Raw genomic sequence first — 12,625 nt, forward strand, 5'->3', positions numbered from 1 at the left:
CACTTGCGCGGATTTGCGATGTCCCGTATCATAGACAGCCGTTGACGCCTCAGCTGCGTCATCACATGGTCGCCAGCGTAGCTCAGTTGGTAGAGCACCGCTCTCGTAAAGCGGGGGTCACCGGTTCGAGCCCGGTCGCTGGCTCCATTGCATTAGTGCAGCTCAGAAGCATAGTTGCTTCTGAGCTTTTTTGTTTTCGTGTCTCTTTCCTCCTTCTCCGAGGAGTGAAAAAGGGGTGAAAATCTTTTTTAACCGTTTTCCATAAATAGCTAGCATCATCCAACGTTCACATTAGATCGAACAACAATCCTGTTGCACATAGCCAAATTCCGCTGAGTATCAGAGAAGAACGTCCGGATTATATGCATCCAGCTTCGCTTCTCCAGTCGCCAGTGACTCCTCCAGCCGGTCAGCATATTCAACAATAGAGCCGTAGAACATGGGAGTAAATCCGAACTTTTCGATAAAGAGGGGTTCCGCTACGCCAACCCTCCTCTTGGCAACCGCGGTCTCATCTTTTTCATAGTACCCAGTGCCAGGAATCCGCTCGCTTGCCTGCGGCAAGCACTTAAGCTGCCTACGCAAGCGTGCCGATCCCTTTGAAAGACCCGTATAGGTGATAACACCAGAGATTACGCCACCGACACCCACAACAACCTTGCCAGCGGCATCCCCCACCGTCTGCTTTGTTATCTTGATACCCATGAAGCTCAAGAGCTTCTTGAGGATCGGATACCAACTGGTCTTGGTTAGAGACTGGCGAGCGACCTTTTTCGCGACCGCCTCTTGGGCGTTTTGGCGATTACGGTTAGCATCGAATTCGCGCTGCCTACACCCATCATCACACCGAGCAACACTGCCATTTCGTAGAGAGTCTCGTCATCAACGTCGTCACATTCTTCAAAAAAGGTCTGCCAGCCATACAGGTATGCCAGTTTCTGCATAATCCTGAATGCGTGCACGTAGTATTGCGTAATATCAGCAGGAATGGTGCCCGCCATCGCAACACCTCCGGGAAGACCTGCTGCAAAGGAAAGGGCAGTTGACTTCTTTGTCTCAAAATCAATTACTTCTCTAGCAATTCTATCGATCAGGCCCACGTCGATTCCGGCAGTGACGGGAGTCGTTTCCACGGCAAACTCGACGACATCTTTATGGATACCCTTCCTCCTCAGCTCCGAGCGGAGGAAATGGGGCCGATCAATTCTCACTCCCTTTAACCGCGCAACTTTCTTCATAAAGTCAATCAAAAATCTCTGGGCCTCTGCCAGCTGCTCATCGCTCTTGTCTTTTAGCTCTGCAAAAGCCGAATCAACGGGAACGGCGACCTCAAGACCCTCGCCCTCGTTTTTCTTTCCAAGCAGCCTGACGTCCATACAGCCTTCCAATCGATCGTCTGCCGGCATATTAACGGCTTCTTGCCGATTGAGTTCCCACAACGTCGTAACAGCTCAATCTTAGATCAACGACTAAACCGTACCTGCTCCCGTCCTAAATTTGGGCTCTTTGATTAGGGGGGGTCCCTTAACCCAAATCAAAGGTCTGGACAGCTTTTTAAACGTACGAGTAATGATTAAAGAGTACTCAGATCGATAATCTGCGGATTAGTCAGCCCATAGATGGCTTCATTATTATCGGAAGAAGCAATTTGGCCGCCAGCCTCACATTCAACTGGCGTTGTTTCGTCGATCAGCTCGTAACCAAGCCAACCCTCAAGAACTGTGCCAGGTTGTATCTGACGCGACTCAGGAAGATCAAGGCCTTCCACCAACATACTCGGATTAAGCCCCTTTCCGTCCTGAAAAGCCAATATCTCATTACCGGAAAACATAACAGTCTGAAGGTCTTCCGACACATTTTTTGCAGTCACATTCAAAATCAACAGTGGCTTACCGTCACTATAGCTTTCTACTCCGCGCTGCGCCCCCGTGATGGTGTACTCAATACCCGATACGGGGATATCGCCGTCCCCGCCGCTGCCATCCTTCTCTTTTCCGGCAGCGTCTGCCTGAGCAGCAGCATAGCCCGCAGCGTAGCCATCATCATAGCTCCCCTTCCCGGAGCATGCGGTGAGGCAAGCGGAAGCAGCTGTGAGCCCCAACGCCAAGAAAGCGCGCCTAGGAATTAAAGCGGTTGTGCTGAGTCCCATAAAGAGCTCCCATCCATTAGCTATTTCTCGTATCCACAGCTATTTTAATTATTCTTCAATCCATTTAGCGTCAATTGCGTCTCAATAACTGCGTCGTTCAGCCTAATTTGACCGCTCCAATGAACCCTGCTCAAATAACAAAAAGCCCCGCCAACCGCAATCCCCAAAGGAACCGCAATCAGCGGGGCCCAAGCGCGCTCCTCAATGGAATCACGCCATCAGACGAACAGCTCAGTCGGGCAGTTCGCTACTCCTCCCAGTAGGCGTCGGCAAGCAGCTTAAAGCAGATCTTCTTGACCGGCTGTGCGCCATCGCCCGGGAACTCGAGCGTGGGCATGTGCGGCTCGCCGGCAACAAACAGCGCAAACTTGTCGTCGGCAAGATCGCCGGCGATCGAGGCGTCGGAATCGACCAGGTCGTAGTCGTCCTTCTCGTCAAACTCCTGGACCAGCGTCAGGCTGCCCGTGGCGACCTTAAAGGCCTCGCGACCCTCGACGTCGATCTGCAGGTCGTGATAGCGCTGATGCGTCTCATAGTGAGCCTCGGCCTCGGGACGCGTCGTGGGAGCCATGACGTTCGCAAAGACCTTGTCGCCCAGAATCGGATGGCTGCCGACCTCGAGCTCCGCCGGGTCGTTCTCCTCGAGCCAGTCGATCAGCACGTCGAGGCCCTTAAGCATTCCGCGGTACTCCTCGATATCGCCCAATGCACCGTAAATCATCTAAATCCCCTCTCGGATCGTTTCTTTGGCGGCTACTCGGCAAACGCGTTACCAAAGCTGTTGCCACACGCATACGTCTCGACCAGGGTAAGGTCGGGAATGAACACGACAGTATCGGCGTCGCGCCCCGGCATAATGCTACCGCACTTGTCGTTGGCTCTAACCACAAGCAAACAACCGATGTCGGAGCCGACGCCCAAGTTCTTACAGCTCAGTCACGACAACGCCGTTGTAAACCTCGTCCCAACGGTCCATGACCAGATGACCGGTCATGGGATCCATGGCATTGAGCTTGCCGCATGTGTTGGCGGTACGCAGCACCGTCTCGTCATCCGCGCCGGCAGCGATGGCATGCGCGAAACCGGCGATAGTGGAGTCGCCGGAACCCGTAGCGTTAACGGCGGGGATATCGGGGGTCTTGGCACGGAACGCACGTCCGTTGTGGAAGCCCACGGAGCCGGCAGCGCCCATGGACACGACGACCCAGGGGATATCGGAGAAGCGGGCGTCAGAGGCGAGCGCAGCACGGAGCTCGTCCACATCGTCGGTGGTAAAGCTCGTGCCCAACAAGCCGTTGATCTCGGTTAGATTAGGCTTGACCAGCTCGGGCTTGACCTCGGACTTGAGGGCAGCCTCAAGCGAAGCGCCCGAGGTATCGAGCAGCACCTTGGCGCCGGCGTTCTCGGCAATGCCCGTAATCTTGGCATAGTAGTCCGCCTCGACGCCGCGGGGCAGCGAACCCGAAATAGTGACGACGTCGGCCTTGCTCGCAAGCTCGGTAAACTTGGCGGTAAAGGCATCCAGCTCCTCGGGGGCAATCGTCGGGCCGCTCTCGAGCAGCTCGGTCTGGTTGCCGGCGTGGAGGATGTTGAGGCAAATGCGAGTCTCTCCCTTGATGGGCACAAAGTCGTTGTTAATACCGTTGGCATCCATGAGCTCTGCCATATAGGCGCCCATATGGCCACCGAGCAGACCGGTTGCCACAACGTCGTCGCCCAGCTGGCCCAGCACACGGGCCACGTTGAGACCCTTGCCACCGGCGGTCTTTTCGGGCGTCACACGGTTGACGTCGTCGATAATGAGCTCATCGAGCTGATAGCGCGTATCGACGGACGGGTTCATCGTAACGGTGAGGATCATTTTAGCTCCTTATCTCGCGGGCTCCTTGTGCCTCGCGATACGAGTCGAAAAACGGAATTACAGAATCTCAATCGTGAACGAGCGAACGACGGTCTCCTTGGGCTTGGCGACAAGGCAGCCGCGCTTATGCTCAAGTACGTCGTCCTCATCGGAGCAGGTCGAGAGGCCGCCCCAGGGCTCAACTGCCACAAAATCGCCCTCGGGCTTACTCCACACGATGAGGTACGGGAAACCCTCAAAACTCAATCGAACGCCCTTGTCCTCGCCCTTCTTGGAAAGCGTGACCTGACGACTCTCGAGCACGTCAAAGATGGTCTCCGCAAAATCGAAGAGCTCATGCGACAGGGGCAGCGTCTTTCCCACCATGGGGTTCTTTGAACGGTTAGCTACATCAATCAAGCCAGTCGAGGGTACGGCGGTGCAAAGCTCCGCAGCCTCGTCTTTCTCGAAGCGCAACTCGTAGTCCGTATAGGCCTCGCCCTCGTCGAGCGGGCACCTAAAGCCGGGGTGTCCACCGATAAAGAACGGCATGTCCTCGGTGCCCTCGTTGGTCACCTCATAGGAAACGCGCACGGCAGCGTCCTCGAGCGTATAACGAGCGACAAGCTTAAACGGGTAGGGATAATCTCTCAGCAGCGCGGCGTTATCCTCCGAAGCCAGGCACATAGCCAGCTCGTTTGCGCTTTGGCTCAGCAGCTTCCACTCCTGCTTGCGCGCAAAGCCGTGGCGGGCGAGCTTCACATGATACCCGGAAAACGTCATGGCACTGCCATCGCGCAGGCCTCCGCAAATCGGGAAGCAAATCGGTGCCTGGCCAGACCACACGGCGGGATCGCCCTGCCACAGATACTCGCGACCTCCAGCCTCAATCGAGGTAAACGAACCACCAGCCGTGGACATCTTAACAGAAATCGAATCGTTGGAGAGAGCGTATTCCATTGCCCATCCTTTCGAACAACTGCTTTTTGCTCACAAGTACCCGTCTCGGCCCTGACTAAAGGACAAACCCGCACGCTCATCGATGTGTCCGGTATCCCAGCCATGCAACGGGGTACCATACAGACATTGATGCAATTACAGCTGGAAGGCCTTCTTATGCGAACCATCATCCTCTACGCCTCGCGCCATCACGGCAATACGAAAAAGCTCGTGGACGCCATCGTCGAGGCACACCCCGAGATCGATACCCTCGACGTCAAGGCGCTCGGCAAAAACGAGTATCCCAACCTGCACGAATATCATCTGATCGGTGTCGCCACGGGCATCTATTACTCCGAGATCGACAAGGACATGGCACGCGTGCTCACCAACGTGCTGCAGCCGCAGGACAAGGTGTTTGGCCTTATGACCTACGGCGGCAAAAACAAGTGGTATGGCAAGGATATCGACGGCATCTGCCGCATGAGGCAGGCCATCTTTATGGGTGTCTACGGCTGCCCCGGCTTTGACACGTGGGGGCCGTTCAAACTCACCGGCGGTGTCCAAAAGGGACACCCGACCGCTGAGGAAATTAAGGGCGCCGTCGACTTCTTCGACAAGATCGAAGACGAGTATGGCGACATCATCGTCGAAGAGTACGCCAAGCGCGAGAAGCGCCTCGCATACGAGAAGGAGCATCCTGCAGGAGGCCTGGTGGCCGGCGTTAAGCGCACGGTAAAGAAGATCGCTAACAAGCTGTAACTGTGAAGGTACTTTTGAGCGTTTAACCCATGCGGCGGGTCCGAGCAGATTCGGACCCGCCGTCTTTTTCTATCGTTACTCGGTAAAGGCGTTACCGACGCTCTGACCGCCAACATACGTCTCGACGAGGGTGAGCTCATGGTCGAACACGACAAAGTCGGCGTCGCGACCCGGCATGATGCTGCCGCACTTATCCTCGATGTGCACGGAGCGTGCCGGCACCTCGGTTGCCATGCGAATGGCGATATCGGCGCTGGCGATGCCCCAGTCGACGATGTTCTTGACGCCCTGGGCAAGCGTGAGCACCGAGCCGGCAATGCTCTTGCCGTCGGCGAGCCAACACAGGTTGTCCTTCATGATGACGTCCATGCCGCCACTGGTGTAGCTGCCCTCGGGCATGCCGCCGCAACCCAGGCAGTCGGTGATGAGCACCGTATGCTGCCAGCCCTTTGCCTGCAGCAGCGCCTTGATAGCGCCAGGGTTTACGTGCTTGCCGTCACAGATGATCTCGGCGTAGGTCTCGGGCGTGGACATGGCAGCACCCACAACACCGGGCTCACGGTGATGCAGTCCGCGCTGGCCGTTATAGGTATGCGTAAAGCAGCTGGCACCGGCGTTGATGGCAGCGATGCACTCATCGTAGGTGGCGTCGGAGTGACCGATGCTGGTCACCACACCCTTGGCGTTCAGAGCAGCCGCATAAGCAGCGGCACCGTCGTGCTCGGCCGCCATGGCGCTCTTAACGATGCGACCACCCGCAGCCTCCTGCCACTGATCGAAGACCTCCTCGGAGGGATCGATAAGATAAGCGGGGTTCTGCGCGCCCACGTGCTTCATGGTAAAGAAAGGACCCTCCAGGTAGATGCCCTGAATGCGAGCACCGCAGAAGTCGGGGCCACGGCCCTCGTCCGCCTGAGCGATGGCGGCGCAGGCGTCCTTGATCTGCTCGACGCCATCGGTGAACGTCGTGGGCAGCCAGCTGGTGGTACCGCGACGGGCGAGCTCGGTCGAGCTGATATCGATGCCCTCGGGATCGTTATCGGTAGTCGAATGGTTATAGAAGCCATGGATGTGGGTGTCGACCATGCCCGGCGCGATCCACGATCCCGTGTAGTCCTTGATCTCGCAGGAGGGCTCGTCGGCCTGCCAAGCGCCAAAGACGCCGTCCTCGACCATAAGATAGCCGCCCAGTTGCGGGCCTGCCGGCAAGAAGAACTTGTCAGCCTTAATTGCGTACGTGCTCATATGTACTCCTCACTTCTAGAGCAGTTGACTGTGGTGATGTTTATACCCAGCTCACGTAAAACAAAAAGCGCCCGCCCGCCGTTACGAGCGGACGGGCGCCCTTACAGGGGGACGCGATTAAGCGGTGAAGGGGTGAATCGTCACGCCCTTGACCACGCGGTTGACCGTGCCGGTGGGGCTCGGCGTGTCGGGCGTGTTGCCCACGCGCACGGAGTTAAGCAGGCTGATAGCCTGGGCAAACATCACGAACGGCAGAGCAAGGTAGCCCTCGGGAAGCGCCTCGTAGCCCTTAAAGGTGAAGGACTCACCCTCGTAGACAGTAGCGCCATCCTGCTGAACGGCAACGGTGTGCTGAGCAATATCGTCGCCACCGATCTCATTGAGGATGTCGATGTCGTACTGACGGGTGTAGGCGTCGTTGTTGACGAACACGAACACGAGGGTCTTGTCGTCGACGAAGGACTTGGGTCCGTGACGATAGCCCATGGAAGTGTCGTAAGAAGTGGCAACCAGGCCGTGAGCGAGCTCGAGGATCTTGAGCTGGCTCTCCTGGGCAAGGCCACCGAAGGAGCCAGAACCCAAGTAGGTCACGCGGTTGAAGTCTCCAGCGAGGTAATCGGCGATCTCGGGCTCACGGGAGATGACCTCCTCGCCCATCTTGGCGATGGTCTCGACCCACTCGGCCTTCTGCTCGTCAGAGGCAGTGTCGAAAATAAGGGTGGCGAGCAGGGTCATGCAGGAATAAGAACCGGTCATGGCGAAGCCCTTGTCGTTGGCGCGCGGAATGAGCAGCGTCAGCGCGTTGGGATCATCGGCAGACTCGACGGCGAGCTTGCCCTCGGGAGCGCAGGTGATGTTGAGGAATTTGACGTTGTGGACAAGCTCCTTGGCAACGGCAACGGCGGCAAGGCTCTCGGGGCTGTTGCCAGAGCGGGCAAAGGAAACCACGAGCGTGGGATCCTCGGCACGCAGGAAGTCGCGCGGGGCGCTCACGATGTCGGTCGTGGCAATGGGCTTAAAGTCGTAGAGATCAGTGTTGCCAGCGTGACGCAGGTACGGGGCGCAGGTATCGCCAACGTAGTCAGACGTACCGGCACCGGTGAAGACAACGGACAGACGGCCCTCGCCCATAGCGCGAGCCTCGGCCAGGAAGGCCTCGATGGCCTCCTTGTTCTCACGATAGATGTTGAGCGTATCACGCCAAAGCTCGGGCTGCTGAGCAATCTCGGCCGTGGTGATCTGGGCGCCGAGCTCGGTGAGCTCCTCGACACTCTTCTCGAACATTTCTAATACCTCTCTCTAGAAGTAATCCTCTGACGTGCAATTATACACTTCGGTTGGTTATCTGGTAGTAACCAGTTAAATGCAAGGAATCACCATATGGAAACGATGCGAACACTAGTTGCTACGCTGGTGGTAAACCTTGTATTTAAACTGATCGGCACGAGCAACCGAGAGCGTATACTCCACAACCTCGTTTGACTCGTTATACGTAGTCCTGACCAAATCGAGCACAGGCGACCCCTCGACAATTGCCAAAAGGTGGGCATCGGTGGGACGGGCTATGCTCGCATAGAACTCCTCTTCGGCCACGCGAATCTTTTGCTGAAAGTCCTGCTCAATCACATCGTAAAGCGGCTTACTCTCCAGCAGTGGTCGCTTTAGGGACAGAAATTGACGAACCGGCAGATAGCTGCGTTCGACCATCATGGGCATGTTGTCGGCAGAACGAAGGCGCTTGAGCTTAAAAACGCGATCACCGATATGCAATCCCATATGCTCGGCTAGATTCTTATCGGCCTCCATCTCGCAAAACTCGAGAATCGTGGTCTCGGGGTCGCGACCCATCGCGCGCATCTGTTCGGTAAAGCTGTAGGACTGCATAAGATTGGTTGCCTTTGCCGAACGGTCGGTCACAAAGGTACCGCGACCGTGCTGCCGAACCACCAGTCCTAAACGCTCCAGTTCCTGCAGAGCCAGGCGTACCGTGGTGCGCGAGAGACCATAGCGCTCCGAAAGTTCGCGCTCGGAAGGAATCATGTCACCGGCGCGATATTCATGGTCAATCTTTTCGGTCAGAATATCGACCAGCTGATCGTACAGCGGTTGCTTACGCGCCCCGATCGCCATCCTATCCTCCCATTTTCTCAAACTCGGCTACTACCTTGGGTGGTTAACATTATCTGTCTGCCACATCCGAATCATCAAGAAAACAAAAGCCGCGCGCTCTTTCGAGCACGCGGCTTTTAACATACACATGGCTTAAGGGGTCGGGGTGTGAGCCGCGTAGGGACACACCCCTCAAGCTAGAGCCTTACCAGATGCTCGGCCAGAGACCAAGCGGGCCAGCGCCCAGGATGCCCAGGACGAAGAGCAGCAGAATGCCCTTGGTCGGGGTCCAGCTGTGCTTAGCAAACATGTAGTAAAGCAGCAGCGTAAGCATAAGCGGGACGAGCTTCGGGACGATGGTGTTGAGGGTGTCGGCAACAGAGAAGTTGACCGGATCCTCGGTAACGGTGCCGTAGGTCACGGACTCCATGCCGTTGCCCAGATCGGTGACGCCGCACTCGACAGCGTTGCCGTCGGCATCGGAAGCGGTGAGGGCGTTGCCGTCCTTATCGGTCATGGCGATGGTACCGGCCTCAGCGGTCTCGGTATCGATGCCCTCCATACCGGTGAAGTTCTCGGCCTCCTTCTCGGAGACGATCACGGTAGTAGCGGAGAGGCCACGGGTGGTGCCGTTGGGAATCTGGAGGTTGATCTGGGTGCCACCCATGGTGACGACCAGGCAACCGACGACAAAGACGCCCATGATGGAAGCGGCGCGCGTGAAGGCCTGCATGTTGGCGGTCAGAGCGTCAATAGCGCTGGTGCCAAGCTTGTAGGACCAGTTCATGAGCCAGAAGCGCAGTGCGAACTGGACGGCGTTGAAGATCACCAGGAAGATGATCGGCGCCGCGGCGTTGCCGTTGATGGCCATGTTGGAGGTGATGCCAGCCGTGATAGGCACAAGCGTCAGCCAGAACAGGGCGTCACCGATACCACCGAGCGGGCCCATTGCGGCGACGCGGACGGCGCGAATCGTGGGGATGTCAACCTTGTTCTGCTCGAGCGAAAGCACGATGCCCATAACAAAGGTGACGAGGAACGGGTGAGTGTTGAAGAACTCCAGGTTGTGGCTCATGGAAGCCGCGAGGTCGTTCTTGTTGGTGTGGATCTTCTCCAGACCGGGGATGATGGAGTAGAGCCAGCCAGCGGCCTGCATACGCTCGTAGTTGAACGAGGCCTGCAGGAAGCAGGAGCGCCAAGCCATCTTGTTGAGGGTCTTCTGGTCGAGCTGCGGAGCAGGAGTGAGATCCTCGTAGTGCTCCGGGATCACATACTCATTAGATGCCATCTTCGAAGTCACCTCCGTCAGAAACAGCTGCACCCTTCAGCTCGGTCTGCTGCTGGAAGTCCCAGAAAGCGATGCCGAAGCCGATGAGAGCGAGGATGAGCAGGGCAGGAGTTGCCAGAGAATCGTTGGCAACGGTGATGATCGCGAGGCCAAAGCCCATGAGGAAGAAGCCCCACATATCGCGGTTCATCATAACCTTGAGCAGGACGGCGAAGCCGACGAAGCGCATCATGCCGCCTGCAGCGGAGAGACCGGTCTGCAGCCAAGCCGGGATGGCGGAAGCGATGGTCTGACCGATGGTAGCGCCAGCGATGAAGAACAGGGTGACGACGATAGCGAAGATCAGGCCGAGCAGAGCCATGGCGAAGTAGTTCAGACGCTCGATACCCTTGGTGTCAGCGTTGTGAGCCATGTTGTCCGCGGAGGACATGAGCGGCGACATGAGCGTGAAGACCAAGGTAACGCCGAGCTGACCAAGCAGAGCGAACGGAATGGCAAGGCCGACTGCCGCGTTGGGCTCGAGGCCCGTGGCGATTGCGAGAATGGCTGCCATGATGCCGCCGATGACGGCGTTAGGCGGCTGAGCGCCTCCGATCGGCATGTTGCCGATCGTCATGAGCTGATAGGTACCACCCACGAGAAGACCGGTGTTGAGGTCGCCAAGGATAAGACCGATGACGGCGCCGGTGACGATGGGCTGATAGAGAGACTCGAGGAAGTTGAACTGGTCGATTGCCGCGACGAACGTGACGATGAAGACCAGAGCGACCTGGATGATCGAGTATTCCATCTTGCTCCTCCTTTCAAAATGCATGTACGCACTTTTGATATCACGTACAGAACGTCAGGGTTTCACTCCTGACAATGTGGATCACGAGGATTACGAGAAGAGCTTGCTCGTGTCCTCAACAGGCGTGCTCGGAACGCGCCTGATCTCCAGCTCCACCCCCAATTCCTGCAGCTCTTTAAACGCAGCGACATCCTCGTCGTTAACTGCGACGGAGGTGGCGACTTGGCGCTTTCCTTCCGACATGTGCATGTTGCCGATGTTTACCTTCTTTATAGGCACACCGCCCTTGACGAGCGTAAGCACGTCTTCCGGTGTTTCGGCCACGATGAAGATCTTCTGGCGCGGGCTCGCCTTGCCGATGACGTCGATGGTCTTCTGCAGGGAGAAGAAACGCGTAGCGACGCCGGCGGGAGCGGCCATCTTCATGAGGTTCTGGCGCATGGTATTGGTTGACACGTCGTCGTTGGCGACGAGGATGAGGTTGGAGCCCAGAGTGGAGTTCCACTGGGTGGCAACCTGACCATGAATCAGTCGGTTATCGATGCGGGTAAGAAGAATGTTGGGTTCTGCCATGTTGATCAGCTTCCTTTCGCTATTTGCTGACGACAGTTACTTGATCTCCTGAATCGCGTAACGCGAAACATCTACGACGGCTCCGGATCGGACTTTGATCTGGACCTTCTCGCCTTCGATGCCCTTGACGGTTCCGTAGATACCGCCGGCGAAAAGAACCTCCTGACCCGGCTTGAGCTCGGTGTGCAGCTCCTTGAAGTACTTCTGCTTCTTCTTCATGTTGATTTGCGACCAGATGGTGTAAATCAAGCCCATGATGACAAGCAGGCCTAAAAGAGCGACCGAGGAGCTCAGGACGTTGGCTCCGAAATCGGCCATTAGATGCCGTCCTCGTCGCCGAAGATATCCTCTTCGTCGGAGCCGGCAACGGATGCGACCGTCTGGGCGGTGATGCCCGTCTGGCCAACGGTCACTGCCTGCTCGCCAAGCTCGGCGAGCGTGGCATTGCCGCGGAGGAACAGAAGCTCAATAACCATGGGGAGGTTGGTGCCAGTCAGAACCTCGACGTTGTCGACATCCTGGGCAATCATCATCGACTGGTTAAACGGGGTGCCGCCAAGCAGGTCGGTAAAGACGAGCACGCCATCGCACTCCTCGCGCATGGCGGTAATAGCGGCGCGGAGATCCTCACCGTAGGAAGCAGCCTGGTCGCCCTCAAAAGGAACGACGGTAAAAGCAGGCTGGTCGCCGGCAACCATAGCGATAGCGCTTGCAAGGCCGGGTGCGAACTGTCCATGACCGGTAAGAATAAAGCCAACCATTCAAATTTCCCTTCCGAAGGTGTGTACGATCTGAGTCCGATGATTTTCGGAAGCCAGCGGGCGCTTGCCCTTAAAGCTTCTTGGTAAGCGTTCCTTGAAGACCAGTGGTCTATCAACTGGTAGTAACCACGTGACGTGTTGTTGTCACTATATCACCCCAGAAGAGGTC

The 12,625-nt window shown here is 56.9% G+C and carries 15 protein-coding genes and 1 tRNA gene; 2 read left to right on the top strand and 14 right to left on the bottom strand.

From position 1 onward, the window contains the following. The first annotated feature begins 71 nt into the window (after nt 1-71). Nucleotides 72-147 (top strand) — tRNA-Thr (locus ACTNDJ_RS02880). 192 nt (nt 148-339) lie between these two features. Here the strand turns inward: ACTNDJ_RS02880 and ACTNDJ_RS02885 are convergent. From ACTNDJ_RS02885 to ACTNDJ_RS02910, 6 genes are all read right to left on the bottom strand, one after another. Then, on the bottom strand, nt 340-705 hold the full coding sequence (locus ACTNDJ_RS02885; RefSeq protein WP_441083278.1) for a hypothetical protein: 366 nt from the start codon (nt 703-705) through the stop codon (nt 340-342). A gap of 44 nt (nt 706-749) precedes the next feature. Beyond that, nucleotides 750-1,406 carry a hypothetical protein gene (locus ACTNDJ_RS02890; RefSeq protein WP_441083279.1) on the bottom strand — a complete coding sequence of 219 codons (657 nt, stop codon included), beginning with the start codon at nt 1,404-1,406 and terminating at the stop codon, nt 750-752. A gap of 167 nt (nt 1,407-1,573) precedes the next feature. After that, a complete protein-coding gene (locus tag ACTNDJ_RS02895; protein WP_441083280.1) occupies nt 1,574-2,149 on the bottom strand; it encodes a DUF5067 domain-containing protein in 576 nt (191 codons plus the stop codon). Nucleotides 2,150-2,396: 247 nt separating this feature from the next. Beyond that, nucleotides 2,397-2,870: a YhcH/YjgK/YiaL family protein gene (locus tag ACTNDJ_RS02900; RefSeq protein ID WP_117778978.1), complete on the bottom strand. Its 474-nt coding sequence runs from the start codon at nt 2,868-2,870 to the stop codon at nt 2,397-2,399. A 204-nt stretch (nt 2,871-3,074) separates the two neighbouring features. Continuing rightward, nucleotides 3,075-4,010: a hexose kinase gene (locus tag ACTNDJ_RS02905; protein ID WP_368131738.1), complete on the bottom strand. Its 936-nt coding sequence runs from the start codon at nt 4,008-4,010 to the stop codon at nt 3,075-3,077. Nucleotides 4,011-4,067: 57 nt separating this feature from the next. After that, nucleotides 4,068-4,949 (bottom strand): aldose 1-epimerase family protein, encoded by an 882-nt coding sequence (locus ACTNDJ_RS02910; protein WP_441083281.1) that lies wholly within the window; start codon nt 4,947-4,949, stop codon nt 4,068-4,070. A 156-nt stretch (nt 4,950-5,105) separates the two neighbouring features. Here ACTNDJ_RS02910 and ACTNDJ_RS02915 point away from each other — a divergent pair, with 156 nt between their 5' ends. Further along, nucleotides 5,106-5,690, top strand: a complete 585-nt coding sequence (locus ACTNDJ_RS02915) for a flavodoxin domain-containing protein (RefSeq protein ID WP_229770598.1) — start codon at nt 5,106-5,108, stop codon at nt 5,688-5,690. A 75-nt stretch (nt 5,691-5,765) separates the two neighbouring features. Here ACTNDJ_RS02915 and nagA read toward each other — a convergent pair whose 3' ends face one another. The 8 genes from nagA to ACTNDJ_RS02955 all read right to left on the bottom strand — a co-directional run bounded on the left by nagA (nt 5,766) and on the right by ACTNDJ_RS02955 (nt 12,456). Beyond that, nucleotides 5,766-6,935 carry an N-acetylglucosamine-6-phosphate deacetylase gene (gene nagA / locus ACTNDJ_RS02920; RefSeq protein WP_154514990.1) on the bottom strand — a complete coding sequence of 390 codons (1,170 nt, stop codon included), beginning with the start codon at nt 6,933-6,935 and terminating at the stop codon, nt 5,766-5,768. 117 nt (nt 6,936-7,052) lie between these two features. After that, the gene (gene agaS / locus ACTNDJ_RS02925; protein ID WP_441048695.1) at nt 7,053-8,219 is read right to left on the bottom strand and encodes an SIS domain-containing protein; all 1,167 of its coding nucleotides are present in this window, start codon (nt 8,217-8,219) and stop codon (nt 7,053-7,055) included. Nucleotides 8,220-8,333: 114 nt separating this feature from the next. Then, nucleotides 8,334-9,065: a GntR family transcriptional regulator gene (locus ACTNDJ_RS02930; protein WP_154514994.1), complete on the bottom strand. Its 732-nt coding sequence runs from the start codon at nt 9,063-9,065 to the stop codon at nt 8,334-8,336. A gap of 184 nt (nt 9,066-9,249) precedes the next feature. After that, nucleotides 9,250-10,332, bottom strand: coding sequence for a PTS system mannose/fructose/sorbose family transporter subunit IID (locus tag ACTNDJ_RS02935; RefSeq protein ID WP_138374505.1), 1,083 nt, complete (start codon nt 10,330-10,332; stop codon nt 9,250-9,252). Continuing rightward, nucleotides 10,322-11,122, bottom strand: a complete 801-nt coding sequence (locus ACTNDJ_RS02940; RefSeq protein WP_154514996.1) for a PTS mannose/fructose/sorbose/N-acetylgalactosamine transporter subunit IIC — start codon at nt 11,120-11,122, stop codon at nt 10,322-10,324. Before ACTNDJ_RS02940 ends, ACTNDJ_RS02935 begins: the two co-directional genes overlap by 11 nt. 90 nt (nt 11,123-11,212) lie before the next feature. Next, on the bottom strand, nt 11,213-11,695 hold the full coding sequence (gene agaV, locus ACTNDJ_RS02945) for a PTS N-acetylgalactosamine transporter subunit IIB (RefSeq protein WP_154514998.1): 483 nt from the start codon (nt 11,693-11,695) through the stop codon (nt 11,213-11,215). Nucleotides 11,696-11,731: 36 nt separating this feature from the next. Continuing rightward, a complete protein-coding gene (gene yajC, locus ACTNDJ_RS02950; RefSeq protein ID WP_022094612.1) occupies nt 11,732-12,013 on the bottom strand; it encodes a preprotein translocase subunit YajC in 282 nt (93 codons plus the stop codon). Further along, nucleotides 12,013-12,456 (bottom strand): PTS fructose transporter subunit IIA, encoded by a 444-nt coding sequence (locus ACTNDJ_RS02955; protein WP_117743271.1) that lies wholly within the window; start codon nt 12,454-12,456, stop codon nt 12,013-12,015. The genes yajC and ACTNDJ_RS02955 overlap by 1 nt, the downstream gene beginning before the upstream one ends. Nucleotides 12,457-12,625 lie beyond the last annotated feature (169 nt).

It is taken from the genome of Collinsella sp. HCP3S3_D1 (assembly GCF_052064015.1).
In the GTDB taxonomy this organism is placed as follows: Bacteria; Actinomycetota; Coriobacteriia; order Coriobacteriales; family Coriobacteriaceae; genus Collinsella.

Excerpts from the sequence above, each read along its gene's own strand:
- ACTNDJ_RS02940 (WP_154514996.1), bottom strand. The coding sequence starts at position 11,122 with ATGGAATACTCGATCATCCAGGTCGCTCTGGTCTTCATCGTCACGTTC.
- yajC (WP_022094612.1), bottom strand. The coding sequence starts at position 12,013 with ATGGCCGATTTCGGAGCCAACGTCCTGAGCTCCTCGGTCGCTCTTTTA.
- ACTNDJ_RS02915 (WP_229770598.1), top strand. The coding sequence starts at position 5,106 with ATGCGAACCATCATCCTCTACGCCTCGCGCCATCACGGCAATACGAAA.
- ACTNDJ_RS02935 (WP_138374505.1), bottom strand. The coding sequence starts at position 10,332 with ATGGCATCTAATGAGTATGTGATCCCGGAGCACTACGAGGATCTCACT.
- ACTNDJ_RS02900 (WP_117778978.1), bottom strand. The coding sequence starts at position 2,870 with ATGATTTACGGTGCATTGGGCGATATCGAGGAGTACCGCGGAATGCTT.
- ACTNDJ_RS02930 (WP_154514994.1), bottom strand. The coding sequence starts at position 9,065 with ATGGCGATCGGGGCGCGTAAGCAACCGCTGTACGATCAGCTGGTCGAT.
- agaS (WP_441048695.1), bottom strand. The coding sequence starts at position 8,219 with ATGTTCGAGAAGAGTGTCGAGGAGCTCACCGAGCTCGGCGCCCAGATC.
- ACTNDJ_RS02890 (WP_441083279.1), bottom strand. The coding sequence starts at position 1,406 with ATGCCGGCAGACGATCGATTGGAAGGCTGTATGGACGTCAGGCTGCTT.
- ACTNDJ_RS02905 (WP_368131738.1), bottom strand. The coding sequence starts at position 4,010 with ATGATCCTCACCGTTACGATGAACCCGTCCGTCGATACGCGCTATCAG.
- ACTNDJ_RS02910 (WP_441083281.1), bottom strand. The coding sequence starts at position 4,949 with ATGGAATACGCTCTCTCCAACGATTCGATTTCTGTTAAGATGTCCACG.
- ACTNDJ_RS02885 (WP_441083278.1), bottom strand. The coding sequence starts at position 705 with ATGGGTATCAAGATAACAAAGCAGACGGTGGGGGATGCCGCTGGCAAG.
- nagA (WP_154514990.1), bottom strand. The coding sequence starts at position 6,935 with ATGAGCACGTACGCAATTAAGGCTGACAAGTTCTTCTTGCCGGCAGGC.
- ACTNDJ_RS02895 (WP_441083280.1), bottom strand. The coding sequence starts at position 2,149 with ATGGGACTCAGCACAACCGCTTTAATTCCTAGGCGCGCTTTCTTGGCG.
- ACTNDJ_RS02955 (WP_117743271.1), bottom strand. The coding sequence starts at position 12,456 with ATGGTTGGCTTTATTCTTACCGGTCATGGACAGTTCGCACCCGGCCTT.
- agaV (WP_154514998.1), bottom strand. The coding sequence starts at position 11,695 with ATGGCAGAACCCAACATTCTTCTTACCCGCATCGATAACCGACTGATT.